20 protein-coding genes and 6 tRNA genes are annotated in these 22,943 nt (G+C 31.3%); 12 read left to right on the forward strand and 14 right to left on the reverse strand.

Features of this window, described 5'->3' with window-relative positions:
* Positions 1 to 114: 114 nt before the first annotated feature.
* Positions 115 to 804: a nitroreductase family protein gene (locus ACKI5C_RS09070; RefSeq protein ID WP_407432809.1), complete on the reverse strand. Its 690-nt coding sequence runs from the start codon at positions 802 to 804 to the stop codon at positions 115 to 117.
* A 1-nt stretch (position 805) separates the two neighbouring features.
* Positions 806 to 1,183 (reverse strand): hypothetical protein, encoded by a 378-nt coding sequence (locus ACKI5C_RS09075; RefSeq protein ID WP_407432810.1) that lies wholly within the window; start codon positions 1,181 to 1,183, stop codon positions 806 to 808.
* A gap of 86 nt (positions 1,184 to 1,269) precedes the next feature.
* On the opposite strand from ACKI5C_RS09075, the gene ACKI5C_RS09080 reads away from it, so the two are divergent.
* On the forward strand, positions 1,270 to 2,727 hold the full coding sequence (locus tag ACKI5C_RS09080; protein ID WP_407432875.1) for a sodium-dependent transporter: 1,458 nt from the start codon (positions 1,270 to 1,272) through the stop codon (positions 2,725 to 2,727).
* A 314-nt stretch (positions 2,728 to 3,041) separates the two neighbouring features.
* Here ACKI5C_RS09080 and ACKI5C_RS09085 read toward each other — a convergent pair whose 3' ends face one another.
* The 4 genes from ACKI5C_RS09085 to ACKI5C_RS09100 all read right to left on the reverse strand — a co-directional run bounded on the left by ACKI5C_RS09085 (position 3,042) and on the right by ACKI5C_RS09100 (position 7,234).
* Positions 3,042 to 3,278 (reverse strand): winged helix-turn-helix transcriptional regulator, encoded by a 237-nt coding sequence (locus ACKI5C_RS09085; RefSeq protein WP_407432811.1) that lies wholly within the window; start codon positions 3,276 to 3,278, stop codon positions 3,042 to 3,044.
* A 196-nt stretch (positions 3,279 to 3,474) separates the two neighbouring features.
* Complete coding sequence (dnaJ, locus tag ACKI5C_RS09090; protein ID WP_407432812.1) at positions 3,475 to 4,617, reverse strand: molecular chaperone DnaJ; 1,143 nt, start codon at positions 4,615 to 4,617, stop codon at positions 3,475 to 3,477.
* A gap of 130 nt (positions 4,618 to 4,747) precedes the next feature.
* On the reverse strand, positions 4,748 to 6,637 hold the full coding sequence (gene dnaK / locus ACKI5C_RS09095; RefSeq protein ID WP_407432813.1) for a molecular chaperone DnaK: 1,890 nt from the start codon (positions 6,635 to 6,637) through the stop codon (positions 4,748 to 4,750).
* A gap of 45 nt (positions 6,638 to 6,682) precedes the next feature.
* A complete protein-coding gene (locus ACKI5C_RS09100; RefSeq protein ID WP_407432814.1) occupies positions 6,683 to 7,234 on the reverse strand; it encodes a nucleotide exchange factor GrpE in 552 nt (183 codons plus the stop codon).
* 316 nt (positions 7,235 to 7,550) lie between these two features.
* On the opposite strand from ACKI5C_RS09100, the gene ACKI5C_RS09105 reads away from it, so the two are divergent.
* The gene (locus tag ACKI5C_RS09105; protein WP_407432815.1) at positions 7,551 to 8,117 is read left to right on the forward strand and encodes an ArsR/SmtB family transcription factor; all 567 of its coding nucleotides are present in this window, start codon (positions 7,551 to 7,553) and stop codon (positions 8,115 to 8,117) included.
* A gap of 47 nt (positions 8,118 to 8,164) precedes the next feature.
* Here the strand turns inward: ACKI5C_RS09105 and hypF are convergent, their stop codons facing one another.
* Positions 8,165 to 10,399, reverse strand: coding sequence for a carbamoyltransferase HypF (gene hypF / locus ACKI5C_RS09110; protein WP_407432816.1), 2,235 nt, complete (start codon positions 10,397 to 10,399; stop codon positions 8,165 to 8,167).
* An 80-nt stretch (positions 10,400 to 10,479) separates the two neighbouring features.
* On the opposite strand from hypF, the gene larB reads away from it, so the two are divergent.
* Together larB and ACKI5C_RS09120 are read left to right on the forward strand one after the other, a co-directional pair.
* Positions 10,480 to 11,247 carry a nickel pincer cofactor biosynthesis protein LarB gene (gene larB / locus ACKI5C_RS09115; RefSeq protein WP_407432817.1) on the forward strand — a complete coding sequence of 256 codons (768 nt, stop codon included), beginning with the start codon at positions 10,480 to 10,482 and terminating at the stop codon, positions 11,245 to 11,247.
* Between the two features lies 1 nt (position 11,248).
* A complete protein-coding gene (locus ACKI5C_RS09120; protein WP_407432818.1) occupies positions 11,249 to 11,788 on the forward strand; it encodes a GNAT family N-acetyltransferase in 540 nt (179 codons plus the stop codon).
* Here ACKI5C_RS09120 and ACKI5C_RS09125 read toward each other — a convergent pair.
* The 6 genes from ACKI5C_RS09125 to ACKI5C_RS09150 form a co-directional block, all read right to left on the reverse strand.
* Positions 11,775 to 14,378, reverse strand: a complete 2,604-nt coding sequence (locus ACKI5C_RS09125; RefSeq protein WP_407432819.1) for a CDP-glycerol glycerophosphotransferase family protein — start codon at positions 14,376 to 14,378, stop codon at positions 11,775 to 11,777. The two genes, ACKI5C_RS09120 and ACKI5C_RS09125, sit on opposite strands and share 14 nt — an antisense overlap.
* A 27-nt stretch (positions 14,379 to 14,405) precedes the next feature.
* Positions 14,406 to 14,696, reverse strand: coding sequence for a phosphoribosyl-ATP diphosphatase (gene hisE, locus ACKI5C_RS09130; RefSeq protein WP_407432820.1), 291 nt, complete (start codon positions 14,694 to 14,696; stop codon positions 14,406 to 14,408).
* Complete coding sequence (locus tag ACKI5C_RS09135) at positions 14,686 to 15,489, reverse strand: CBS domain-containing ParB/RepB/Spo0J family partition protein (RefSeq protein WP_407432821.1); 804 nt, start codon at positions 15,487 to 15,489, stop codon at positions 14,686 to 14,688. The genes hisE and ACKI5C_RS09135 overlap by 11 nt, the downstream gene beginning before the upstream one ends.
* Positions 15,490 to 15,501: 12 nt before the next feature.
* Positions 15,502 to 16,851 (reverse strand): Asp-tRNA(Asn)/Glu-tRNA(Gln) amidotransferase subunit GatB, encoded by a 1,350-nt coding sequence (gatB, locus tag ACKI5C_RS09140; protein ID WP_407432822.1) that lies wholly within the window; start codon positions 16,849 to 16,851, stop codon positions 15,502 to 15,504.
* A 124-nt stretch (positions 16,852 to 16,975) separates the two neighbouring features.
* Complete coding sequence (locus ACKI5C_RS09145; protein ID WP_407432823.1) at positions 16,976 to 19,108, reverse strand: hypothetical protein; 2,133 nt, start codon at positions 19,106 to 19,108, stop codon at positions 16,976 to 16,978.
* A gap of 193 nt (positions 19,109 to 19,301) precedes the next feature.
* Positions 19,302 to 20,282 (reverse strand): radical SAM protein, encoded by a 981-nt coding sequence (locus tag ACKI5C_RS09150; protein ID WP_407432824.1) that lies wholly within the window; start codon positions 20,280 to 20,282, stop codon positions 19,302 to 19,304.
* A gap of 204 nt (positions 20,283 to 20,486) precedes the next feature.
* Between ACKI5C_RS09150 and ACKI5C_RS09155 the strand changes: the two genes are divergently transcribed.
* The 8 genes from ACKI5C_RS09155 (at position 20,487) to ACKI5C_RS09190 (ending at position 22,279) form a co-directional block, all read left to right on the forward strand.
* Positions 20,487 to 20,559: transfer RNA gene (locus ACKI5C_RS09155), tRNA-Asn, on the forward strand.
* Between the two features lie 8 nt (positions 20,560 to 20,567).
* Positions 20,568 to 20,641 (forward strand) — tRNA-Ile (locus ACKI5C_RS09160).
* Positions 20,642 to 20,666: 25 nt separating this feature from the next.
* Positions 20,667 to 20,741: transfer RNA gene (locus ACKI5C_RS09165), tRNA-Glu, on the forward strand.
* 54 nt (positions 20,742 to 20,795) lie between these two features.
* Positions 20,796 to 20,878: transfer RNA gene (locus ACKI5C_RS09170), tRNA-Leu, on the forward strand.
* Positions 20,879 to 20,913: 35 nt separating this feature from the next.
* Positions 20,914 to 20,989 (forward strand) — tRNA-His (locus tag ACKI5C_RS09175).
* Between the two features lie 28 nt (positions 20,990 to 21,017).
* Positions 21,018 to 21,425, forward strand: a complete 408-nt coding sequence (hjc, locus tag ACKI5C_RS09180) for a Holliday junction resolvase Hjc (RefSeq protein WP_407432825.1) — start codon at positions 21,018 to 21,020, stop codon at positions 21,423 to 21,425.
* A 51-nt stretch (positions 21,426 to 21,476) separates the two neighbouring features.
* Positions 21,477 to 21,624 (forward strand) — tRNA-Trp (locus ACKI5C_RS09185).
* A 46-nt stretch (positions 21,625 to 21,670) separates the two neighbouring features.
* Positions 21,671 to 22,279, forward strand: coding sequence for an MBL fold metallo-hydrolase (locus ACKI5C_RS09190; RefSeq protein WP_407432826.1), 609 nt, complete (start codon positions 21,671 to 21,673; stop codon positions 22,277 to 22,279).
* Between the two features lies 1 nt (position 22,280).
* Here the strand turns inward: ACKI5C_RS09190 and ACKI5C_RS09195 are convergent, their stop codons facing one another.
* Positions 22,281 to 22,934: a potassium channel family protein gene (locus ACKI5C_RS09195; protein WP_407432827.1), complete on the reverse strand. Its 654-nt coding sequence runs from the start codon at positions 22,932 to 22,934 to the stop codon at positions 22,281 to 22,283.
* Between the last annotated feature and the right edge of the window lie 9 nt (positions 22,935 to 22,943).

Genomic DNA, 22,943 nt, shown 5'->3' on the forward strand with positions numbered 1-22,943 from the left:
TATACAACGAAATAAACAGAAAAAATAACTAAAAATAAGAAAAATATATAAAAAAATCAAAAACACAAAATTCAATTAAAAATTTTGCGTCACATCCTCTATTTTTGAATTTTGTTAAATTTTTAAACTTCCTATATATTCGTATCCTTTTATATCTTCTTTATTTTTAAATTCAAATTTAAATGTATCCTTGTTTGAAACATATAGGTGAGCAAGAGCAATTCCAACATCAATGTCATTCCATTTGCCCAGTATTTTTCTTTTTAAAACGTTTTGTTTAACTTTATAGACGTCATATCCTTCATCTGTATGTTTGAAATACCATGGCTGTGAGTTAATTGCTGATGGTGCCAGTTGTGCCGGTTTTAATTTTTCATCTTCAAAATCTGATATTTCTGACAGACTTTTTCTTTTGAATTTGTCAATGTCTCTTGTGCAATCGTTTGATCTTCCAAAAGCTATTGAAATTACATATTCAGGATTTTTTTCTTTAACGGAAGCCATTCCAACCCAACAGCTACCAATATCCATACTTTGCATTAATAAACTGACTTGCTGAAAGATAAATCCTAAATTAACGCCATAGTTTTCTTTTTTTTCGGAGTATAATGCTAAATAGTAAGGGGCACTCCATGGAGTTTTCAGTGACATTTCATCTTTAGTTAAAATCTTGTAAGAGTAATTGATTTCTGGTGTCAATACTTCTACATTATCTAAAAATTCTTTAATTGCACTCATATCTATTTCATCATCCAGATATTTTCTTGCAGATTTCCTTTTATAAATTTGTGTGGCTAAATCCATCTTACCATTTCCTTTTTTTCATCGCTTTTATGCGCTTTTTATCAATATCCTTTTGTTTATCTGATTGATATTTCTTTTTTTGACGGTTGGTTGCAGTTTGAAAATTTGGCATTATTGTAACCAAATCAATTCTGTTTCCCTGACATGCAAAGACTATTTTAAGTTCTTTATAATCTTTATTTGGTGGTGCTTCATAAATTACTTCATATTCTTCATTTCCGCTTTTTTCATATCTTAAAGGTTCTTCATACATTATGGTATCGACAATATATTCTCTTTTAATTCCATTATCTGATAATCTTTTATTAAAATGAGTATTTTCAAAACACCATTCAATATTCTGTGTATCTCCAAGAATGAATTTATCAAAAACTTTCATGATTATAATTTTATGTTATAAATTTTTATAAATCTATTGTTGATGGATGAATATGTTTAATATATAAGTGTGAATATTCAAATATTATATCTATGACTAAACAGATGCAATGGGATTCGACTTTATCATTTATTTTTGCAATGATTGGGGCGGCAGTTGGACTAGGTAATATCTGGCGTTTTAGTTATGTTCTTTATTCTAATGGTGGAGGATCATTTTTCATTCCTTATTTTGTTGCAATTGCGATGATGGGTATTCCATTTTTATTATTGGAGTATTCTGTTGGTTTTACTTTTAAAGACTCTTTTTCTAATATTTTAAAGAAAATTAATCCTAAATATGAATTCATTGCTTGGATGTTGGTCATATTTGTATTTATTGTTGTAATTTATTATATGGTTATACTGAGTTGGGACTTTATCTACTTCTTATCTAGCTTTAATTTTGCTTGGGGAACTGATGTGGTTGGTTACTTTACAAATAGTGTTGGTGGAAGTTCTAATTTAAGTTTAGTGACTTCATTACTTGAACAAACGGCTTTTGGTGTTGTTGTACTGTGGATTGTAATATGGTTTATTGCACATAAGGACATCGAAAATGGTGTCGGTAAATTTTCCAAAGTTTTAATTCCGATACTTTTTGTTATTATGACATTCATTATAGTTTATGCTTTAACTCTTCCTGGTGCAGAAATTGGAATAAATGCATTGTTGACGCCAGACTGGTACAAGTTATTGGATGTTAATATTTGGCTTGCAGCATTTTCACAGATAATCTTTTCTTTAAGTATGGGTCAGGCGATTGCAACTACTTATGCAAGTTATCTTCCTGAAAAATCTCGATTAACAGATAATGTATTGATTGTTGTCGTATCAAATTCTTTATTTGAAATATGTACTGCATTTGGTGTATTTTCAATTTTGGGTTTCATGTCTGCAAATAGTGGGCTGCCGATTGTTCAGTTGGTGTCTGAAGGAACGGGGTTAATATTTATGGTGCTTCCAATGATTTTCAATAAAATGGGTTTAATAGGCCATATATTTGCACCTTTATTATTCTTAGCTATTCTTTTTGCTGGAATAACTTCTGCTTTAGGATTTTTAGAACCGATGCTCAGTTCATTTTCACATAAATTTAATATTACTCGTAGGGAGGCAGCTACTAATCTTGCAGTCATTGGTTGTATTTTTTCTTTAATGTTGACAACTGGAATCAGCAGCTATTTGGTTAGAATTATTGATACCTTTGTAAATGAATTTGGAATATTGATATTAATTGCTGTTCAATGTGTAATATTTGCGTGGATTTATGGTTTGGATCATTTTATTCCTGTATTGAATGAAAATGGTATTTTTAAAGTTGGAAAATTGTGGAAAACACTTATTAAATATGTATTGCCTATATTTTTAATTGTAATTTGGGTTATGGGTATTATTAAACTATTTTCAAGTGCAAATGCTTTTGAATTAATTATTGACATTATAATTGTTGCTGTTGTATTATTACTTAGTTATGTCATGACCAGAACTAGGACTAGAAGCTAATTTTCTTTTTTTAGTGTTTATTGGTAACTTTTTTTGCTGTGTGCTGTAGTGGATTACATAGTAATATATAAATGTTATTGTAGTTGTGTGCATAATTAGAATTCTATTAACTACTTACTTAATTTGATATATGTATTACAATTTAAATTAATTATTTTTCAACTATCCATTAAGCATAATAAGTTTTTGATTTATTATTCGCATAGTTTTAATAATAACTACACATTATATTATCCAAATATTTCATTAAAATGTATTGATTATTAATTCCGGATATTGTTGGCTATGTTAGAATGAAAGTGGTAATATTATTACTATGGGGGATATCTTCCATTTTGTTCATATTTTGTTTTTAACCAAGTTTTAAGCATTTTGTCTGAAATTATGTATTTTTTATTGAAATCATATTCAATTATTCCTTTATTTGACAATGGATCAAGATATTTTGAAATTGTTGGTTTAGAATAATTTAATTCATTAAGTAGTAATGTCCAGTTTGCTCCATCATTTTCAATAAGAGTAAGTATTATTTCACGTTCTTGAACGCTCAATCTTCCCCACACATAAATCCACATTATTGCTTATTTTTTAATGTTATAAAAAGTTAACTAGTAAATTATTTTTTTACTAGTAAGTTTTATTTTATTTTTTTAGAAAATTATAAAAAATTAACTGGTTAATTATATATTTACTAGTAAAGTAATAGTTAAAAATAGTGGGATAATTAGCTATATGTGGAAAATATAGCTAATTGAATACATCTTTAAATTTGTCTTTTAAGCCTTTTTCAACGTGTTTAATTTCTTCTCCGCTGATTTCGGCAAATTGATTTAATAATTTCTTTTGTTTGGAGTTTAATTTTTTAGGAACAACAACAGTCACAGTAACATAAAGGTTTCCTCTTGCTTTGTGTCTTACGGAGTTCATTCCTTGACCTTTTAATTTAAATACTGTTCCGCTTTGGGTTCCAGGAGTTACTTTAAACTCTACTTCCTTACCTTCGATTGTTGGAATGCTTATTACATCACCTAATGCTGCTTGAGGAAAACTGATTTGCTGTTCGTAGTATAGGTGATCTCCCTGACGTTCAAATAACTTATTTCTTTTTATGTGAACGGATACAATGAGGTCTCCTTCAAGGCCAGGTGCTTCACCGCAGTTTCCTTCACCGGAAACTCTTAAGTGATTTCCTTCATCAACACCTTCAGGTATTTCGAGTTTAATGGTTTTAGTTTTTCTGACACTACCTTTTCCATGACATTTATCACATGGTTCAGTAATTATTTTACCTGTTCCTCCACATTGGCGACATGGCCTTACATTGACCATTTGGCCTAAAAATGTGTTGCTGACCTCTTTTATTTGACCTGTTCCCTTACATGTTGGACAGGTTTCAGGATCATGGCCGGGTTTTGATTTTGAACCGTTACATGTTGGACAAAGTTCACTTCTTGTGACTTTGATTTCTTTTTCACAGCCATGGAACGCTTCTTTAAGAGTTATATGAACATCAGTGTAAATATCAGATCCTCTTTGCGGACCGGTTCTGCCTCTTGAGCGTGAACCTCCACCAAAACCAAATAAATCGAAGATATTACCAATATCAAATCCTTGGAATATATCATCAAAGTTTACATTTTGATAGAAGTCTTCAGCGGTATATCCATCCATTCCTGCATGACCGAACTGATCGTATCTTTGACGTTTTTCATCATCGGACAATACTGCGTAAGCTTCACTTATTTCTTTGAATTTTTCTTCTGAACCTTCTTCTTCACTTACATCAGGATGGTATTTCATAGCCAGTTTACGATAAGCTTTCTTAATTTCCTTTTCATCAGCTGTTTTATCGACTCCAAGGACTTCGTAATAATCTCGTTTGTCTGCCATTTATTCACCTTAAAATTTGTTTAAAAAAAATTAGATAAAAAAATAAAAATGTTTTATCTCTTTGTTAGTTTAACTTTATTGATTCTGATTCTGATTACCTACGCTGAGACAAAACATTTATTTCATAAATCTAATCATCTTTTACTTCATAGTCCGCGTCAATTGTGTCATCATCGTCTGAAGGTGCATCTTGAGTTTGAGCTCCTGCATTTGGATCTTGACCAGCTGCTTGTTGAGCTTGTGCTTCAGCTTGTGCTTGCTGATAGATTTTCGCACCAATTTCCTGGACTACTTTTTCTAATTCTTCGGTTTTTGATTTAATAGCTTCGATATCGTCTCCAGCTATGAGTTCTCTTAACTCACCAACTAATTTTTCAACATTTGATTTTTCATCTTCGGATACTTTGTCTCCGAGTTCTTCAATTGTTTTTTCAGATGTGTAAATTAATGAGTCTGCATTGTTTCTGACTTCAATTTCTTCTTGTTTTTTCTTATCTGCTTCAGCATTCATTTCTGCTTCTTTGATTTTTTGTTCAATTTCTTCATCAGATAATTTTGTGGAAGAAGTAATTGTAATAGCCTGTTCTTTACCTGTTCCTTTATCTTGTGCAGTTACGTTAATAATACCGTTTGCATCAATATCGAAGGTTACTTCAATTTGTGGAACACCTCTTGGTGCAGGTGGAATTCCGACTAATTGGAAACGGCCTAAGGATGTATTGTCCGCTGCCATTCTTCTTTCACCTTGCAATACATTAATGTCCACAGATGGCTGATTGTCTGCTGCAGTTGAAAAGATTTGACTTTTCTTGGTAGGAATAGTAGTATTTCTTTCAATTAATGTGGTTGATACTCCACCTAAGGTTTCAATACCTAATGATAATGGAGTTACATCTAAAAGAACTAAGTCTTTAATTTCTCCAGCTAATACTCCACCTTGGATAGCTGCTCCCATGGATACACATTCCATTGGGTCGATTCCTCTTTCAACTGGTTTGCCTATGAATTTTTCAACGAATGATTGTACACATGGCATTCTGGTAGGTCCACCAACTAAGATAATTTTGTTAATTTCATTTTTGCTCATTTTAGCATCGTCTAATGCTTGTTGCATTGGTTTGCCTGATTTTTTAACAATACCATCAACTAATTCTTCTAATTTAGCTCTTGTTAAGTTTTCAATTAAGTTTTTAGGGGTTCCATCAGATCCCATTGCAATGAATGGCAAGTTAACTTCAGTAGTTAAGGTAGTGGATAATTCGATTTTTGCTTTTTCAGCAGCTTCTCTTAATCTTTGTACTGCTTGATCGTTATCTCTTAAATCAATTCCTTCTTTTGCTTTAAATTCATCAGCTAAGTAATTGAGTAATACATTATCCATATCGGTACCACCGAGTTGAGTGTCCCCGCTTGTGGATTTTACTTCAAATACTCCACCACCGAATTCCATAATGGTTACGTCTAAGGTACCTCCACCTAAATCGTATACCATAATATTAATGTCATCGTCATCCTGTTTGTCTAAACCGTATGCTAAACTTGCTGCAGTAGGTTCGTTTACAAGTCTTACAACATCCAATCCTGCAATGGTACCTGCATCTTTGGTTGCAGTCCTTTGGTTGTCGTCAAAGTAAGCCGGTACGGTAATAACTGCTTTTTCAATAGGTTCACCTAAGAAGGTTTCAGCATCTTTTTTGATTTTTTGCAAGATGAATGCTGAGATTTCTTGTGGTGAGTATTGTTTTCCGTTTGCAGTTACTTTTTTGTCGGTACCCATTAATCTTTTGATTGCGCTAATGGTATTTTCCGGGTTTGTAACAGCTTGTCTTCTTGCCGGTTCACCAACTAACATTTGTCCGTCTTCACTAAATGCAACATAACTTGGGAAGGATTTACCATATTGACTTGCTCCTTCTGCTGAAGGGATTGTGGTTGGTTTTCCTCCTACAAGTACTGATGCTGCTGAGTTACTTGTACCTAAATCGATTCCAATGATTTTTTCTTTTTTATTATCTGACATAATTATCACCAATTTTTTAATTAATTAATTATTTAATAAACATGATTATTTTTTACAAACAATTACTTTTGAGTATTTTAAAACTTTATCTTTATACATGTATCCTTTCATTAACTCATCTATAATATATCCGTTTTCAACATCTTCACTTTCCTGAACCATTAATGCTTCATGTTTGTTCAGGTCGAATTTTTCTCCTTTTGCAGGGATTTCTTCAACTCCTTCTTTGGTTAAGACATCTTTAAATTTATTATAGATTAACTCGACACCTTCTCTGAAATCTTCATCATTTTCGATTGTAAGAGATCTTTCCAAATCTTCATAACAATCAAGGAATTCTTTAATGAGATTTTCATTTGCAAATTTTACAATTTCAACATTTCTTTTATCGGTAATCTTTTTGAAATTTTCAAAATCTGCCTGAAGTCTTTGGGATAATGAGACATATTCTTGAGTTTCGCCTTCCTGTTTTTCGAGGTCTTCTTTTAGGGATGATATCTCTTCATCTTTTTTGGCTAACTCCTCAAGAAGTTTATCATACTCCTCTTGAAGATCTTTTGTTTCTTCAACTTCTTTTTCTTCTTTATTTTTTGCCATTAACTCACCCTGTTTATTATTAAAAACTCTTTGTAATAACTCACGGCAGAGAATTACTGTTTTTGAACTTTAATAATTTGGTTTTTAGGAATTTATGGACATATAGGAAAATGGTTCATCTTTCAAGAGTTATTACTCCGAGTTTTTGAAACCAAATATTAAAGTAACAAAAAGTTATCTTTCTCTTACATTATTATAGTAACAAAAGGTTATATAAAGGTTTCGGTTTTTTCTGTTAAAATGTTATTTTAAAATTTTCATGATAATTATTATAGTAACAAAAAGTTATATAAATGATTTGACATAATGTATAATCATGACTGATACAAATGATATTAAACGGAATGCCAAGTTCCAGAATAATGGTAATTCTTCTTCGGAAAGTATTGAAATACGAGGAAATTACGGAAGCGATCTTGGTGATATAGATAAAGAAGATATTTTAGACGTAATGGGCTGTAAAACGAGAAGAGATATAATAGACCTCTTAAGACAGGAACCAATGTTTGTAAGTGAAATCTCAAATGAACTGAATGTTGGTCAAAAAGCGGTTATTGCTCACTTGAGGGCTATGGAAGAAGTGGGAATATTGAACTCTTCATATAAAAAGATACTGAGGGGAAGACCGCGTAAATATTATGATCTGGATAATGAGGTAACTATACAAATTACAATCAATAAAAACTCATTTGACGTAAACTTTGATACTAAAGATACATTGCAATTGCCGTCAGGTGACGAATGGTCTAAATTATTGGATATTGAAAAACGGCTTGACAATGGTCAAATGGAAGCTCTTGAAGAATTGAAAAATCAAATCAGATTATATGATAATCTCAAGGCAAGGGCAGAATATATACTTGAAAGAACTCTAAAAAGTTAGATAATTTTCTTAATTTGTATTAGTTATAATCTTTTTTTCTCTTTTTTTTAATCATTTCTTGTTTTTGCAACTATTGCTTGACCTAAACTGACTGAACCGTCTCCACAGCAGGTATTTTTATGCTGGATAAAATTATACTCATTTGATTTAATGTAATTTTTAACGGCATCTGTAATGGCTTCGTTGTAAAATACTCCTCCAGTAGCACCGATGGTGGATATTCCTTTTTTATCTGCTGACTGAATCGCAAGTTCACTTAATCCATTAGCTATTGTTTTTTGAGCGGCATTTGCTATGTCTGCTTTTTTATGTCCTTTCAAATAAAGATTTACAACTTCCTTTAAAATTTCTGTAGTATTCAATGTATCTTTTTCAATAATTAAAGGCAGTTCCAGTTCATTGGTTGAATAATATGCCGCAGATTCCAGCTTCATTGATGCTTCGCCTTCATATGTTCTTTCATTACATATTTCTAAAGCGGCTGAAACAGAATCAAGGACTCTGCCCGTACTTGTGGTTACGCCAACGTTAATGCCTGCATCAAGCTGTTTGAATATATTTTTAATTTCCATTTCTCCATATTTGAAGTACTTTATATAATTTTTAATTAATTCTTCATCTTTTAAAATACTTAAAAGCATGCGGATTGGATATTTTGTTGCAAGGTCTCCGCCGGGCATTTTCTGCCTTTCTAAATGAGCCAATCTTTCATAGCTTTTGATGTCTGTATAAAGAATTTCTCCACCCCAGCTTGTGTGGTCATCACCATAACCGGTTCCGTCTGCAGCTATCACTATCATTTCTTCAATATTGTGATCATTTGCCAGTGCTACAGCATGGGCATGGTGGTGCTGAACGGGAATCACTTCGACACCGAATTCATATGCCAATTTCGTTGTAAAAAATTGTGGGTGTAAATCGCATGCAACTGCATCTATATCACATATCTTTGTAATTCTTTTCATGTGCTTGATAGAATTTTTAAGGAAATTAAGTGTCTTTAATTTATTTGTGTTTCCTATGTGCTGTGATGGGTATGCAATTGCACCAGTTGCAAGACAAAATGTAACATCAAGTTCAGGACCTAAAGACAGCACATTCAAATCGTTGACATCATAGTTGATTGTGTAAGGTTCAGGAGTATAGCCTCTGGAACGGCGGATAAATGATAATTCATCATTTCTAAATCTGATAACAGAATCATCACACCGGTTTAATATTTTACGATTATGAACAAGTGAATAATCACTGATACCATTAATGATTTCTGTGTTGTCAATCATCATTGGCTCTCCAGGAATATTTGCTGAAGTCATGACATAAGTGTCGATTTCTCCCTCATCAAAAAGCAGGTAGTGCATTGGGGAGTATGGAAGCATGACTCCAATATTGTGCAGACCCGGTGATAAACTTTCAGGAAAATTGTAATTTTCATTTTTCTTTAAAATAACGATAGGTCTTTTGTTGGAAGTGATTGTTCTAATTTCATTTTCTGACAGTTGAGCATATCTCTGTACTGATTTTAAATCGCTGCTCATAACAGCAAAAGCCTGATTAGGTCTGTTTAATCTGGATCTTAATTCCTTTATCGCATTATCATTATAGGCATCAACAACAAGATGTGTTCCTCCTATTCCTTTAATGGCTAAAATTTCACCCTCTTTTAATTTTTCAGCACCTAATTTAATGGGATTATCACAATCAATTAATTTGTTCTTTTTGTAAATTGCCATTTGGGGCCCACAGTCACTGCAGCATATTGCTTCGCCGTGATAACGTCTGTCAAGAGGATTTTTATACTCCACCAGACAGGCATCACATAGCGGAAATTCGTCCATTGATGTTTTGTCCCGGTCATATGGAACGGAATCGATTACAGTAAATCTGGGACCGCAATCAGTACATGCATTAAAAGGATATTTGTAACGCCTGTCTTCAGGATTTCTGATTTCGGCAAGACAGCTGTCGCAGATTGCAATGTCCGGTGGGATGACACTAACTCCGGAATAGGAATCTGAACTTTCAATAATGCTGAATTCATCAAAATTGCTTTTCTCAATATCTGCAATTTCAATAGAATCTATTCTTGCAATCGGAGGCAATTCATTTTGCAATCTTTTAGTAAATAACTCAATATCATCTCCTTCAAGGATAATTTCAACTACATTTCCCAAATTTCTTACATAACCTTTTAAATTTAAATCTGTAGCTAATCTATATACATATGGCCTAAAGCCAACGCCCTGAACAATTCCTTGAGTTAAAATCTTTTTCGCTGTCATAAATATTATAGTATTTAGGCTTAATAATTAATAAAATTTAACATAAGTTTTTTTAATATCTTTAATCTTAAATTAGTATTATGAGGGAAATACTTGAAAAATTAATTAATGAAGAAATTGATTTGGAAACTGCAGAAAACCTAATCAAGTCTCAAACCATTTTGGAGCTGGATGAAGTTGCTAAATTTGACAGTAACCGCCAGAATAGGACTGGTTTTCCAGAAGCAGTTTTTGCACCAAGTAAGGATTATGAAGACTTGTTATTGATTGTAAAAAAATACTTTGAAAGTGAAAACCCTCAGAATTTAATAATTACAAAGTTGACCCTCAAAAGATATGAGAAACTTCTAAAAGATTTGGATTATCTTGAAGATCTAATTTTTGATTATAATAAAAAAGGCCAGATTTTAGTAATTAAAGTCAATGAAAATAAATCCGAACCAATTGCTAAAATTGGAATCATAACTGCTGGAACATCCGATATTAATATTGCAGAAGAAGCAAAAGTCATTGTTGAAGAAGGTGGTTGTGAAGCCATAACATCTTACGACATTGGGGTGGCAGGAATCCACAGACTATTCCCTCAGATTGCCTATATGATTAAAGAAGGGGTTAAAGTTTTGATTGTCTGCGCAGGAATGGAAGGAGCACTTCCGTCAGTTGTAGCCGGCCTTGTTGATATTCCGGTAATTGCTGTTCCGACATCAGTAGGATATGGTGTTGGAGAAGGGGGACGTGTGGCCCTGGATTCAATGCTTCAGTCATGCGCTCCGGGAATTGCTGTTGTAAACATTGACAACGGATTTGGCGCCGCTGTTTTTGCTTTAACCATTGTAAAAAGTAGATGATATGAAATATGTAACTTTTAATCCTGAAATCCATAATGCAAATAAGATAGCCACATTTATATATGATGTAGATTTCAGGACTTTTGACAAGCTTTTCTCTTCAAAGGAAAAGGCAATTTCAACCATTGAAAAAAGTCTGAAAAAAGACGATTGCATTAAAGTTATTTATGATGGTGAAGATTTAATTGGAATGTTGATGTTTTACATGGATGATAATAAACCCGAAACTCATTTTTGCTCTATTAAGCTGCTGATTGTTGATATTCTGGATTATTTTGTTATATGTGATATTGAAGAAGGGGATTTTTACATTGCCGGTTTGGCAGTTGATGAAAGTCATAGGTCAAAAGGTTATGGAACAAAAGTAATTGGGGAAGTCATAGAATATGCCCGAAAAAATAATTATAAAAGAGTTATTCTTGATGCAGACTTTAGAAATCCAAAAGCAAGAAAATTATATGAACGATTGGGTTTTAAAGTTTTTAATAAGAAATCCTTTTTAAAAAGAGGGATGTATAATATGGAGTTTAAACTTTCCTAGGAAGTCTTCTTATTGCATCATAAACTCGCATTGAATTATTTTTATCCGTAAACAGGAAATATGCCTTTATGCGTTTTTCATATTTCTCTTTAATTTTACACCCATTTTTCATATATTCGATAATCTCATCTACAAGTTCATCTTCGCTTCTGCAAACTTCACCGAATCCCATTGTTTCATAATTGAAGTAACTTTCATTTATATTGAAGTGATAATCAGAACTATAATGGTAATATAAAACCGGTTTGTTAAGATAAGCAAAATCAAAAGCAACAGATGAATAATCGGTAATTAGTAGTGATCCGTGATTAAATACATTGTGGTATTTTTCATGTTCATAATCAATTTTAATAGTATCGTTAGTATCAAACAAATCAATGAAGTCATAAACATTAGGGTGAGGCTTAAATACTATTTCGTAATCATATTTTTTTGAAGCTTCAATTAATTTCTCGTTATTTATTAAGGAATTAAATCTCTTGAAAAATTGAGAATTTAAAATGTATTCGTTTGATTTGAATTTAAGATATCTTCTCCATGAAGGCATGATTAATATTTTTCTTTCATCTTCCTGTTTTTCTAGTCTGTCAAATCTTGGAAAACCGAGTAATTTGACAATTTCCTTTTTATAATTATAAGGATATTTAAAAATTGATTTATATTCAAGTTTTGATGCAGTTACAAGCATGAGTAAATGCTTATCATATTCATTAAGCCATGATGAAACGTTATCCTTTGTAATACCATGCTGTAAAAATATTGTTGATGATTTTAAAAGGCCTGCAAAGAATGGATAATTTCCCCAAAATGGATAGATAATATTGTTATCTGGGTGTGAAGTAATTATTTTTTCAGCATATAGTCCAATAAAACGATGTTTGATTGATTTGTAATGTAAAACATCTCCTATTTTTTTCATATCTTCCAAATCTTTACTGTCTTTATCCAAAACAAAATATTTTTTAATATGAGGGTCTTTTTCTTGAGCATATGTAAAAAGCTGCCTTCCATTATCATCAGCCATATTCGGCAGATCCATAAATAACCAGATTCTTTTATTTCTCATAAATGGATAACTTAATAAATACATTAATCTTAAAGGAATTCCAGTTTTAAATCCTTTTTCACGTTTTTTAAGCATGTAATAAAGTGTTCTTATCTCCTGAGTTAACCAATTTTTAATTTTTTTCCTTTTAATTATGATTTTATTGTCATGAAGATGGGATAAATAATCTTTGGTTTTGGCATAACCTGTGGTTTTTGAAAAATTACACGGTCTTGAAAAGTCAATATATAATTCGCCAACATCTTTATTATTACTTTTAAACTTAATTTCATATTTTTTTTCAGGATTTAATGGAATTTTTACTTTAAATGAATAATTGGTTCCATATTTATAACTTAAACTATATTTATCTCTTTGTGGAAATTGTATTTCCTCTGATTCAATTTTTTTATCATTTACATAAACATCAACTGCATTATTATACATTGTTGGAAAATCACCTAAAATATGCAAGGTATTGTCAATGATTTCAAAAACATCAATATATACAGTGTTTAATTTTAATCTGTAAAGAACCATTTTTTCTATATTCTTATATTCCGGAGTATTTTTGAGTTTTTTATGTTTAAAAAATAATATATTGCCTTTTAATATGTTCGGAATATCTTTCTGGTTAAATATCACGTCATCATCGATATATTGTAGGATTTCATAAAGTTGCTTTCTTAATTCTTTAAGTTCCACTACTGTTAGGATATTATTCACTGATGAAATGTCAAACATCCACTGAAGGTCATACATTATTGTATATTGAATAAATGGAAGAACCTCGCCATATAGTTCAATGCTTTTATCAATTAAAAATTTAAAATAATGTTTTGCACGTTCATTAAAATAATCTTTTTTAAAAGATGAATTGTCAATCAATGACGTTTTATCTTCTCTTTTTCGATAATAATATTTTCCGTCTTTGCAATAACCGATTTTTGGCTTTTTTAATAGTAATTGGTTAATAAAAACAACATCTTCAGATACTGAAAGACTGGTGTCAAACTTCAAGTCCCTGATACTTTCTCTTTTAAAGAAACATGATGCCGCAGATAATTGAATATAATTCGGATAGTCTATAAGGTCAACAACTTTATTCTTTTTACCATATTTAAAATTAAGGGGATGTCCACCTTTATTTTCACCAAAAAAGTATATGGGTATTGAAACTAAATCCACTTCATTTCCAAATTTATTAAAAAAGTTCAATATGCTGTTAAAAGTATTTAATGATACGTAGTCATCACTATCTAAAAAGTTGACATATTTTCCTGTGGCTCTTTTAAGACCAATGTTTCTGGCAGCGGCAGGCCCTAAATTTTCTTTATTTTCAACATATTTGATGTTTTTAGGATATTTGGCTTTATATTCCTGGCAAATACGGCTGGTATTGTCTGTACTTCCATCATTAACGATTATAATTTCAATATTTTTTTCAAAAATTATGTTTTGGTCAATTAAGCTATTAATTGTTTTTTTAATCCATAAATCTGAATTATATGCCGCCATAACTACAGAAAAACTGAATTCGCTCATTTAACAGCCAACCATTTTAAAAATTAATTATTTTCTTCTTCTTTCAAACTCTTCAAATAAGTCATCGATGTCTATTCCTTTATAGACAAGTAATAATAATGTATGGAATATTAAGTCAACTGATTCATAAACCAGATTTTCATCATTTTTACTGGCTATCAATACTTCGCCGCATTCTTCAGCTATTTTTTCGAGTATTTTATCTTCAGCTTTCTTATCGCTGTCTTGCATTATGTTTGAGGTATAGGAGTCAATTGGGTTGTCCCTTCTACTTTCAAGAACTTCCCAGACTTCTCTTATTATTTTTTCATTCGCCATGTGATTCACTATCCTGAATACTTTCGGTAATAGCTATTAATGGATGTTTATCGTCATCGATAATGGTAATATCTTCAAATTTTTTAATTCCTGCTTTATCTGCAGTTTTTTCCATACCTAATTTAATGTCTTGGCCTAAATCAACCACATATGAATCAACAGTTTCACAACCCATTTGTTTAGAAGCTACTGCTCTGTGATGCCCATCAACTAAAATCCATCTGTCTCCTGTTTTCACAACAATAGCAGGTTCTGCTAAACCTTTTTTTAATTCATAACTTCTTCCTTCGAGTTCATCTGCATAAACTCTGTCCTGGGTTGGTCTTAATTTTTCAGTTGGTACTTTCATCCTTTTTAAAGTAGTCTTAATACCATATAATTGTTCCATTGTATTTTTAAAGTATTCTACTTTATTTGGGGTTGACCTTTCAATGTGGGAACGAACCATATCTGTGTTTGTAATAATTCCAACAAGAGCTCCGGTCTCATCAACAACAGGCATTCTTGATATTCCTCGTCTAAACATTACACGGGAAGCATCATTTATGGCTAAATTTTCGTTAGCGACAACTAATTTAGTACTCATCATTCCGCGGACATAATCCTTCCAATCCTTAGCAATAATATCGAATGCGGTGACCATACCTACAAGTTTATTATTTTCAACAACAGGATAACTGTTGTGGTGGCTCTGTTTCATTAATGTAATAATTTCTTCTGTCGGAGTATCTGGAGAAACACTAATAACATTTTTTGTCATGTAATCTTTTACAAATGTTTTCTTCTCTGCCATATTTAATACTCCTTAGATATTTTCTTTTAAAAGTTTAACTGTTTCACCAGGATCTGCTTTTCCACGAGTTAATCTCATAACTTGACCAACAAGGAAATTGAGTGAAGCTTTTTGTCCATCATGATAATCTTGGACTGCCTTTGGATTTTCTTCAATAGTCTGTTTAACAGCAGCCAATACTTCATCGTCTTTTACAACACCAAGTAATCCTAACTCTTCAGCTATTTGTTTAGGTGACTTATCATTATTTGGCATTTGTTCGATTATTCTTTGACCTGCTTTTGTTGTAATTTCTTTATCTTGAAGCATTTTAAATAATTCAATTAAACTTTCAACACTAATTTCACTGTCAGCAAAATCTAATTTATTATATGATAAGACTCTTTTAAGTTCATCTCTCATCCATTTGGCAGCAAATACTGAATCAACTTCTTTTATAACTTCTTCATAAGCAATAGCCAAATCTAACTCTGAAGTCAGTACTTTTGCCGTTTCTTCATCAATGCTATAATCTTTAACAAATCTGTCCACTTTGTGGTGTGGAGCTTCAGGCATAATGTCAGCTACTTTTTGGATTAATTCATCAGGAATTTCCATTGGAGGTAAATCTGGATCTGGGATGAATCTATAATCATCAGCATCTTCTTTCAATCTCATTCTTGTAGTAATCATTTGGCTTTCAATATAAGCACGTGTTTCCTGTGGGATTTCAACTCCTCTTTTAATGAGATTTTTCTGTCTGACAATTTCGAATTTCAATGCTCTGTATGCACCTTTAATGGAGTTAACGTTTTTCATTTCAACTCTGTTTCCACCATTGAGTGAAACGTTTACGTCTGCTTTCATTGAGTTTTCTCCACGTGCAGCACCACTATACTGTAAAACACGAATAATTTCTTTTAAAAAGTTCCTTGCTTCTTCTGGAGATCTTATGTCTGGTTCGGTAACAATCTCTACTAAAGGGATTCCGGAACGGTTAAAGTTAACAATACCTCTGTCAGGTTTGTATTGACCAGGGTCTTCTTCAATGTGAATTTCTCTAATTCTGATTCCATTTAATTCTCCCTCATAACCGATAGGAACTGAGGTTCTTTGATATCCTGAAGATAAATCTGGATAATCATAGTGTTTTCTCATAAAATAGGTAAAACCTTGATCTATTTTACAGTTCAACATCAAAGAAATCATCAATGCATTTTCAATTGCATGCTGATTGGTCGGATGTGGTTTAGCACCTGGTTGATTTAAACAAACTGGACAAATATTTTGATTAATAGGTGCTTCATTAAAATTTGTTGGGCAATCACAGAATAATTTTGATTCAGTTTCTAATTGTACGTGGATTTCAAGTCCACACATCATACTAAAATCGTCGCTAATATTAATTCCTCCATTTGGAAATTTTTTTTAAAAATTTATACTATTATAATATTTATAATATGGGGCTTATAAAGATTATCTAAAATCCGATTTTTCAGTATTTATTTTAAATTTTTCCCATTTTGATTTCATTTTTATATTTGGTAAATTTTTCGAGTGTAATGTAATCTTTTAATGATAATTCTTTTTCAATTTCTTTTATTTTTTTAAAAGATAATAAATCTAAGCATTTACTAATATCGATTCGTTTTAATATCTTTTTAGAAAAAGGTCTTTTAGAATCGAGGGAAGCTATATTTTTAAGAAATTTCTTAACTAAATTACTATTTAAAATTAACATTGTAATGTATGCTGAATCATAATCATCAAAAGGTAAAAAATAACAACTATCATCAAGCATCATAGTTTTTTCATTGTAAACTAAAGAAAATATTGGCTCTTTATTAAAACCTGAAATGGCTACTTTGTATTTTTTAAAAGAATTATTTCCAATACCAATACTAAAATCAGGAGCATTTTTATAAATTTTACTTTTTCTTTTATCAAAGTATTTTTTATTATCATTTAAATATTTCCATGTTTTTGGAGCTTCAGTTTTGAGGTATGTTGTATCTTGTCTTGTTCTTTGCTGTGTAATTATGATGTATTTTAATGTTTCATTGACAATGGGCTTTTTAAGATTACTACTTTTCAATAATGGATATACAAAGGAATGTTCAATGTTAATATTCTCATTATTTTTATTTATTAATTGATTATTCTTGCAAATTAATTCCATTATACCAGCACAGTCATGTTTAACGCCTTGACTCCATTCCTTCTCACATTTTCCATCAATTGGTGGGATATTTTTTATATTGAAATAAAATTCATCAGAAATATAACCGAAATCATATAAAACTTTTGAAGGGTTTGAAAAGTCTGAAACTTCACATATTTTATTTGACAATGTTTTTTCACCAAATTGGATGATAAATAAGCAGTATGTGTCATTTATTTTAAAAATCTCTGAAGAATCAATATTTATTTGTTTAACAAAACTATATATTATGTTATTTTTAATTAATTCTCGAAAAACATTCCGGGATGTTGTGGTTTTACATAAAAATACAATAGTAGATTTTGTATTTTTTAATTCATCAATTATTTTTAAAATAATTGATTCTGAATTATCAAAGTTATTTTTTGATGTTAGTTTCATTTTAGTTTTTACATTTTTAAAATCAGAGTTTGAATGATTTTTTTCAGATTCTGATTTATTTAATTCAATATTGAGTGTAATGGCTCCAATAATTAAAAAAGAATTATTTTCATCGATATTATCAAAATTGTATGTTATTATATCTTCATTAATAAATTTTGGGTTAGATGTTGTTGTATCTATGCTGTTTATTCTTTTTTCATTAATTTCAATTCTGTATAATTTTTTGTTTGGAAAAAATCGTGATGCACTTTTTAAAAAATTATTGATTCCATATGTTGGTTCAATAATAATCTCTGGTTGTATTTTTAAATCATTTTTTAAATACTCACAAACTTTATCTGTAAAAAATAATGATGTTTGGTATTTGTCTAATTCTTTTTTAGTGTATTGTCCATATGTATAAATCCCATCAACATTTTCTTCTAAGTTAATAACATTAATATATCTTAATCTCCATTGTAATGCATTAGATATTGTTAAATAACCTTGTTTAGGGGGATTTTTTATAATTTTTTTAGCAAGAATTTCTAAAATCTGATTATCTCCTGGAATATTGTTGTCTTTTAAAATTTCAATTATGTCGGATTCTTTTGCACCAAGTTCAATAAGTTTACGCAATATTTTTGTTAAATTATAATCTCCAGTTCTTTCAGATTTAATTAATATGCAATGTTTAAAATCAAGATAACATTTATTGGCGATATCAATTTTTTCATAAACAAATATTAATAGATTATATCCTAAACCGTATATTTTTTGTTCAATATTTTTAAATGGGGAAGAACTCTGGGGTTTTTTAACTGAAGTCACTTTGATATCTGTGTTTATGTGTGGATCGGGTAAATCGATTCCTTTTCCACTTGACCCGATTGTAATTTCATATTTATTTTTAAGATATTCCTCAAATTTATGCTCAATGTATGTTCCAACAGCTTTACCGTCTGTCACTCCTACTAGTTCTTCATGAATTATGGTGCTTTCGTGTTTACAAAATGTTATGGCTTCTTCTCTAAGTTTGCTGATAGTTAATTTCATGGTAATTCTCCTAAAATGGTTTTGTTAGAATATTTTAATGGTGGGTAATGCTTTGAATATGTAAATTTATCATATATCTGATTTTTACATAATCAATTTTAATTTTTCTTTTTAATTGTATTATATATTTAAGTTTAAAAAACTTAAATTTATCTGGTTCGGTTTTTATTCCAATATTAATTATTAGTGGTGATTAATATTTATTTTTAAGGGATTCTTTAATATATCTTTTAATAAATTTATCTAAATCAGGTGAAACTTCACTTTTTTCAGGACCTAATCTTGTTTTATCAGTAAATGTTCCTTTTAATTCTCTTCCTGCCCATTTAACTTCTTCTTCAACTCTTTTTCCATATTTTGTTCCAAACATTTTAAAAAGAGGGAATTTTGTAATTCCATTAGCTCCGCTTAAAATTAAGATTCCGATATTTGCAAGATTATCAATCCATGTGCCGCATATGATTTCAATATCCGGAAATTCTAAACGAACTTTGGCAACTACCTGTGCATAATAAAGGGAAGCAGGCTGTGATTTATCTGCATAAACAGTTTCTTTGTGCGGATTTAATGAATAAAATATTACTCTGTCAATTTTATGTTCTTTAATATATTCAATAACATAGTCAACATCATCTAAAGTCTCTCCAAGACCTAATATTATTGTTATGGCTTTTTTAAAACCCAAAGCTCCGGCAGTATCTAACATATTGCTGATGTCATCTAAGCTTTTGGATGGGCATACTTTATTGTGAATCTCTGGATTTGCAACTTCAACGGCACCTGTTATGCCTTTGATTTCAGATCCGTATTCTGCCAATTCATCGGTGATTCCTGTATTTAACCAGACTCCATCTCCGGTGATATTTTTAATGTTTGTTGCAATTTCTTTTATTTCTGAAGTGGTAAATGATTTATATCCTCCGGATAAAAATTCTATATTCCAATCAAGACGTTTGCACATTTCGGCTTCGGCATAGATGTTGCTGACATTCCGTCTAGCTTTTCTTGGATCTTTAATTTTATCTTTTTGTGTTGACATATAGCAAAATGCACAGTCTCCTTTATCACACCACCATGATAAAAAAACTGCTCGTTCAAGCGTTACTAAATTTGAGTGTTTTTTTAGGGTTATTTCATTAGCCTCTTTTATCAAATCAAATATATTGTAATCCATATTTTCAACTGTTTAATTAAATTTATATATTAGTATGTTCTAACTAATTAATAGTGTTTTTCTTATGATATTTGTTTTTTTCATAATATATGTAGAAAAAACATAAGTTTTATATACTAGTAAAAACATACGATAAATTACTGTTTAAAGTCTTTTGATTTTTAATCATGGGTTTATATTTGGTTAAGATAATGGGTATCACATGCCATCGTAGCTCAGTAGGTAGAGCGTTCGGCTGTTAACCGATTGGTCACAGGTTCGAGCCCTGTCGATGGCGCTTATAATGGGCCCATAGCTTAGCCAGGTAGAGCGTCCGGCTCATAACCGGAAGGTCATGGGTTCAAACCCCATTGGGCCCATGTTACTAAACTATTATTATCTATTGCTCCGGTGGTGTAGTCCGGCCAATCATTTCGGCCTTTCGAGCCGAAGACTCGGGTTCGAATCCCGGCCGGAGCATTTAAAAAACTTGTTAAGATTTTTAATGGTTTCTGTATCACTTTCGTTTTTTAAGCGGGGGTGCCCGAGAGGCCAAAGGGGGCAGGCTTAGGACCTGTTGACGCAGGTCTACCAGGGTTCAAATCCCTGCTCCCGCATCTAACAAATTTTTTATTTTTAGTATATTTAAAACGCCGGGGTAGGGTAGGTGGTCATCCTCCGGGACTGTGGATCCCGGGACTCGGGTTCAAATCTCGGCCCCGGCCCCATTTATAAACTTATTTTTTGGTGTTATTCTTGGCAAAGAAAGGTTCTGCTGAAGAAAGAGATTTAGTACATAAACTTTGGGAGAGAGATTTTGCAGCTATGAGAGCTCCAGCTTCTGGAGGGGCTACAAAAAGACCATTGCCTGATGTTGTTGCAGGTAATGGAAAGCTATATTTGGCTATTGAAGTTAAAACAACTACCAAAGATAAAATTTACATTGATTCTGAACAGATTGATGCTCTTTTGGAGTTTTCTAAAATATTTGGTGCAAAACCATATATCGGAGTCAAATTTAAATATACCAAATGGTTATTTTTAGCACCGGAAAATGCTGAAAGAACAAGAAACGGCAATTATAAAGTTGAAAAGGATTATGCTTTAGAAAAAGGCTTAGAAATTGATGAAATTGCTGGTATCGATAAGCAAATGAAATTCTAACATAAACTTTATATACTAATTATAATATAATTATTATTGTATGTTATGTGTGGGGTTATAGTGTAACCAGGCATCATCTGGGACTCCAGTTGTCTTTGAAGAAATATACGCGTAACTGAACAGTACTTGTTGTGATGATCAATTGGAGTACTGAGGCAAGAGATATCCCAGGATCGGGGTTCAAATCCCTGTGACCCCATTTTTATACAAACTTTTTTTTACTACTTTTTATAATATTTATCTTCATGAGTTCTAATAATATTTTATTTATTCCGGGTTACAGTATGGATTGTAATTGTTATTTAATAGATGATATGTTGGTTGATACTGGAACAGGATTTAATGGGGAATATTTAATATCCCAAATTGAAAAACATGGTGTTAAAAAAGAAGATGTTTCTTTAATAGTCAATACTCATTGTCATTTTGATCATATTGGGGGCAATTATCTTTTTGAAGATGCTGATATTGCAGTTCATGAATTGGATGCAATTTCAATAAAAAATAAAGATGATTTGGGAACTTCAATGAATGCTTTTGAAAATCCAAATAACTCTAGAGTTGACATTGAATTAAAAGACGGTGATGAAATTGGAGGATTTAAAGTCATTCACACTCCAGGACATACTCGTGGTGGGATATGTCTATGGGATGGTGTTAATTTAATCTCCGGAGATACTGTTTTTTCCCATGGTGGTGTTGGAAGATTTGACATTGGCGGAGATTTAAATGATTTAAGGGAATCTGTTTTTAAGTTGACTAAATTGGATGTAGTTAACCTGCTTCCAGGCCACGGTCCAATTGTCGAAGGAAATGGAAAAGACCATATTAAATTATCTTATAGCCAATTTTAAATTATTTTTCAAATTTTTTGGATACTTTGGAAAATGATCCTCTTTTAACTAGTATGGATACTTTTTCTCCACGAGCGATAGCAGTATCTGCTTGCGGTATCTCTAATTTTCCATTTTTATACAGTGCTATTATTATATAATCTTTAGTTGGAGATACATCTTTAATACGTTTTCCTACCACTTTGTCATTAGTTATGGTCATATCAAGGATTTCAGCATCACCTTCACCAATCTGAATTAAATCCGCAACGTTTGGCTTGGTTACTAATCTTTGTAAAGATTCTGATGCTGTAATTTCCGGGCTGATTACATTGTCTATTCCAACAGCCTTGAATGCTTCTTCGTGGTCTGGATTACTTACACGGGCAATGACGTTTGGAACATTATATTTTTTATTAACTAATATACAGGACAATAAGTTTGCTTCGTCGTTACCTGTTGTAGCGATAAAGAAGTTAGCATCTTCAATATTTGTTTCTTCAAGTATTTTGGAATTAGTTCCGTTTCCACAGATAACCAATGCATCAAGTTCAGCTGCCGCTTCGTTACATAATGCTTCATCATCATCAATTAATGTTAAATCGTAACCTTCATCGATTAATAGATTTGCCAGAGATAGTCCTACACGACCAATTCCCATAATAATTACATACATACAATCACC

The sequence above is a fragment of the Methanobrevibacter sp. genome (genome assembly GCF_045646045.1).
Lineage (GTDB): Archaea > Methanobacteriota > Methanobacteria > Methanobacteriales > Methanobacteriaceae > Methanocatella.

What these genes read in the sequence shown, in the direction of transcription:
- gatB (WP_407432822.1), bottom strand. Translation starts at nt 16,851, where the DNA reads ATGATGTGTGGACTTGAAATCCACGTACAATTAGAAACTGAATCAAAA.
- ACKI5C_RS09135 (WP_407432821.1), bottom strand. Translation starts at nt 15,489, where the DNA reads ATGGCAGAGAAGAAAACATTTGTAAAAGATTACATGACAAAAAATGTT.
- larB (WP_407432817.1), top strand. Translation starts at nt 10,480, where the DNA reads ATGAGGGAAATACTTGAAAAATTAATTAATGAAGAAATTGATTTGGAA.
- ACKI5C_RS09190 (WP_407432826.1), top strand. Translation starts at nt 21,671, where the DNA reads ATGAGTTCTAATAATATTTTATTTATTCCGGGTTACAGTATGGATTGT.
- ACKI5C_RS09070 (WP_407432809.1), bottom strand. Translation starts at nt 804, where the DNA reads ATGGATTTAGCCACACAAATTTATAAAAGGAAATCTGCAAGAAAATAT.
- hypF (WP_407432816.1), bottom strand. Translation starts at nt 10,399, where the DNA reads ATGACAGCGAAAAAGATTTTAACTCAAGGAATTGTTCAGGGCGTTGGC.
- ACKI5C_RS09150 (WP_407432824.1), bottom strand. Translation starts at nt 20,282, where the DNA reads ATGGATTACAATATATTTGATTTGATAAAAGAGGCTAATGAAATAACC.
- ACKI5C_RS09105 (WP_407432815.1), top strand. Translation starts at nt 7,551, where the DNA reads ATGACTGATACAAATGATATTAAACGGAATGCCAAGTTCCAGAATAAT.
- hisE (WP_407432820.1), bottom strand. Translation starts at nt 14,696, where the DNA reads ATGGCGAATGAAAAAATAATAAGAGAAGTCTGGGAAGTTCTTGAAAGT.
- ACKI5C_RS09195 (WP_407432827.1), bottom strand. Translation starts at nt 22,934, where the DNA reads ATGTATGTAATTATTATGGGAATTGGTCGTGTAGGACTATCTCTGGCA.
- ACKI5C_RS09125 (WP_407432819.1), bottom strand. Translation starts at nt 14,378, where the DNA reads ATGAGCGAATTCAGTTTTTCTGTAGTTATGGCGGCATATAATTCAGAT.
- ACKI5C_RS09120 (WP_407432818.1), top strand. Translation starts at nt 11,249, where the DNA reads ATGAAATATGTAACTTTTAATCCTGAAATCCATAATGCAAATAAGATA.
- dnaJ (WP_407432812.1), bottom strand. Translation starts at nt 4,617, where the DNA reads ATGGCAGACAAACGAGATTATTACGAAGTCCTTGGAGTCGATAAAACA.
- dnaK (WP_407432813.1), bottom strand. Translation starts at nt 6,637, where the DNA reads ATGTCAGATAATAAAAAAGAAAAAATCATTGGAATCGATTTAGGTACA.
- ACKI5C_RS09075 (WP_407432810.1), bottom strand. Translation starts at nt 1,183, where the DNA reads ATGAAAGTTTTTGATAAATTCATTCTTGGAGATACACAGAATATTGAA.
- ACKI5C_RS09100 (WP_407432814.1), bottom strand. Translation starts at nt 7,234, where the DNA reads ATGGCAAAAAATAAAGAAGAAAAAGAAGTTGAAGAAACAAAAGATCTT.
- ACKI5C_RS09145 (WP_407432823.1), bottom strand. Translation starts at nt 19,108, where the DNA reads ATGAAATTAACTATCAGCAAACTTAGAGAAGAAGCCATAACATTTTGT.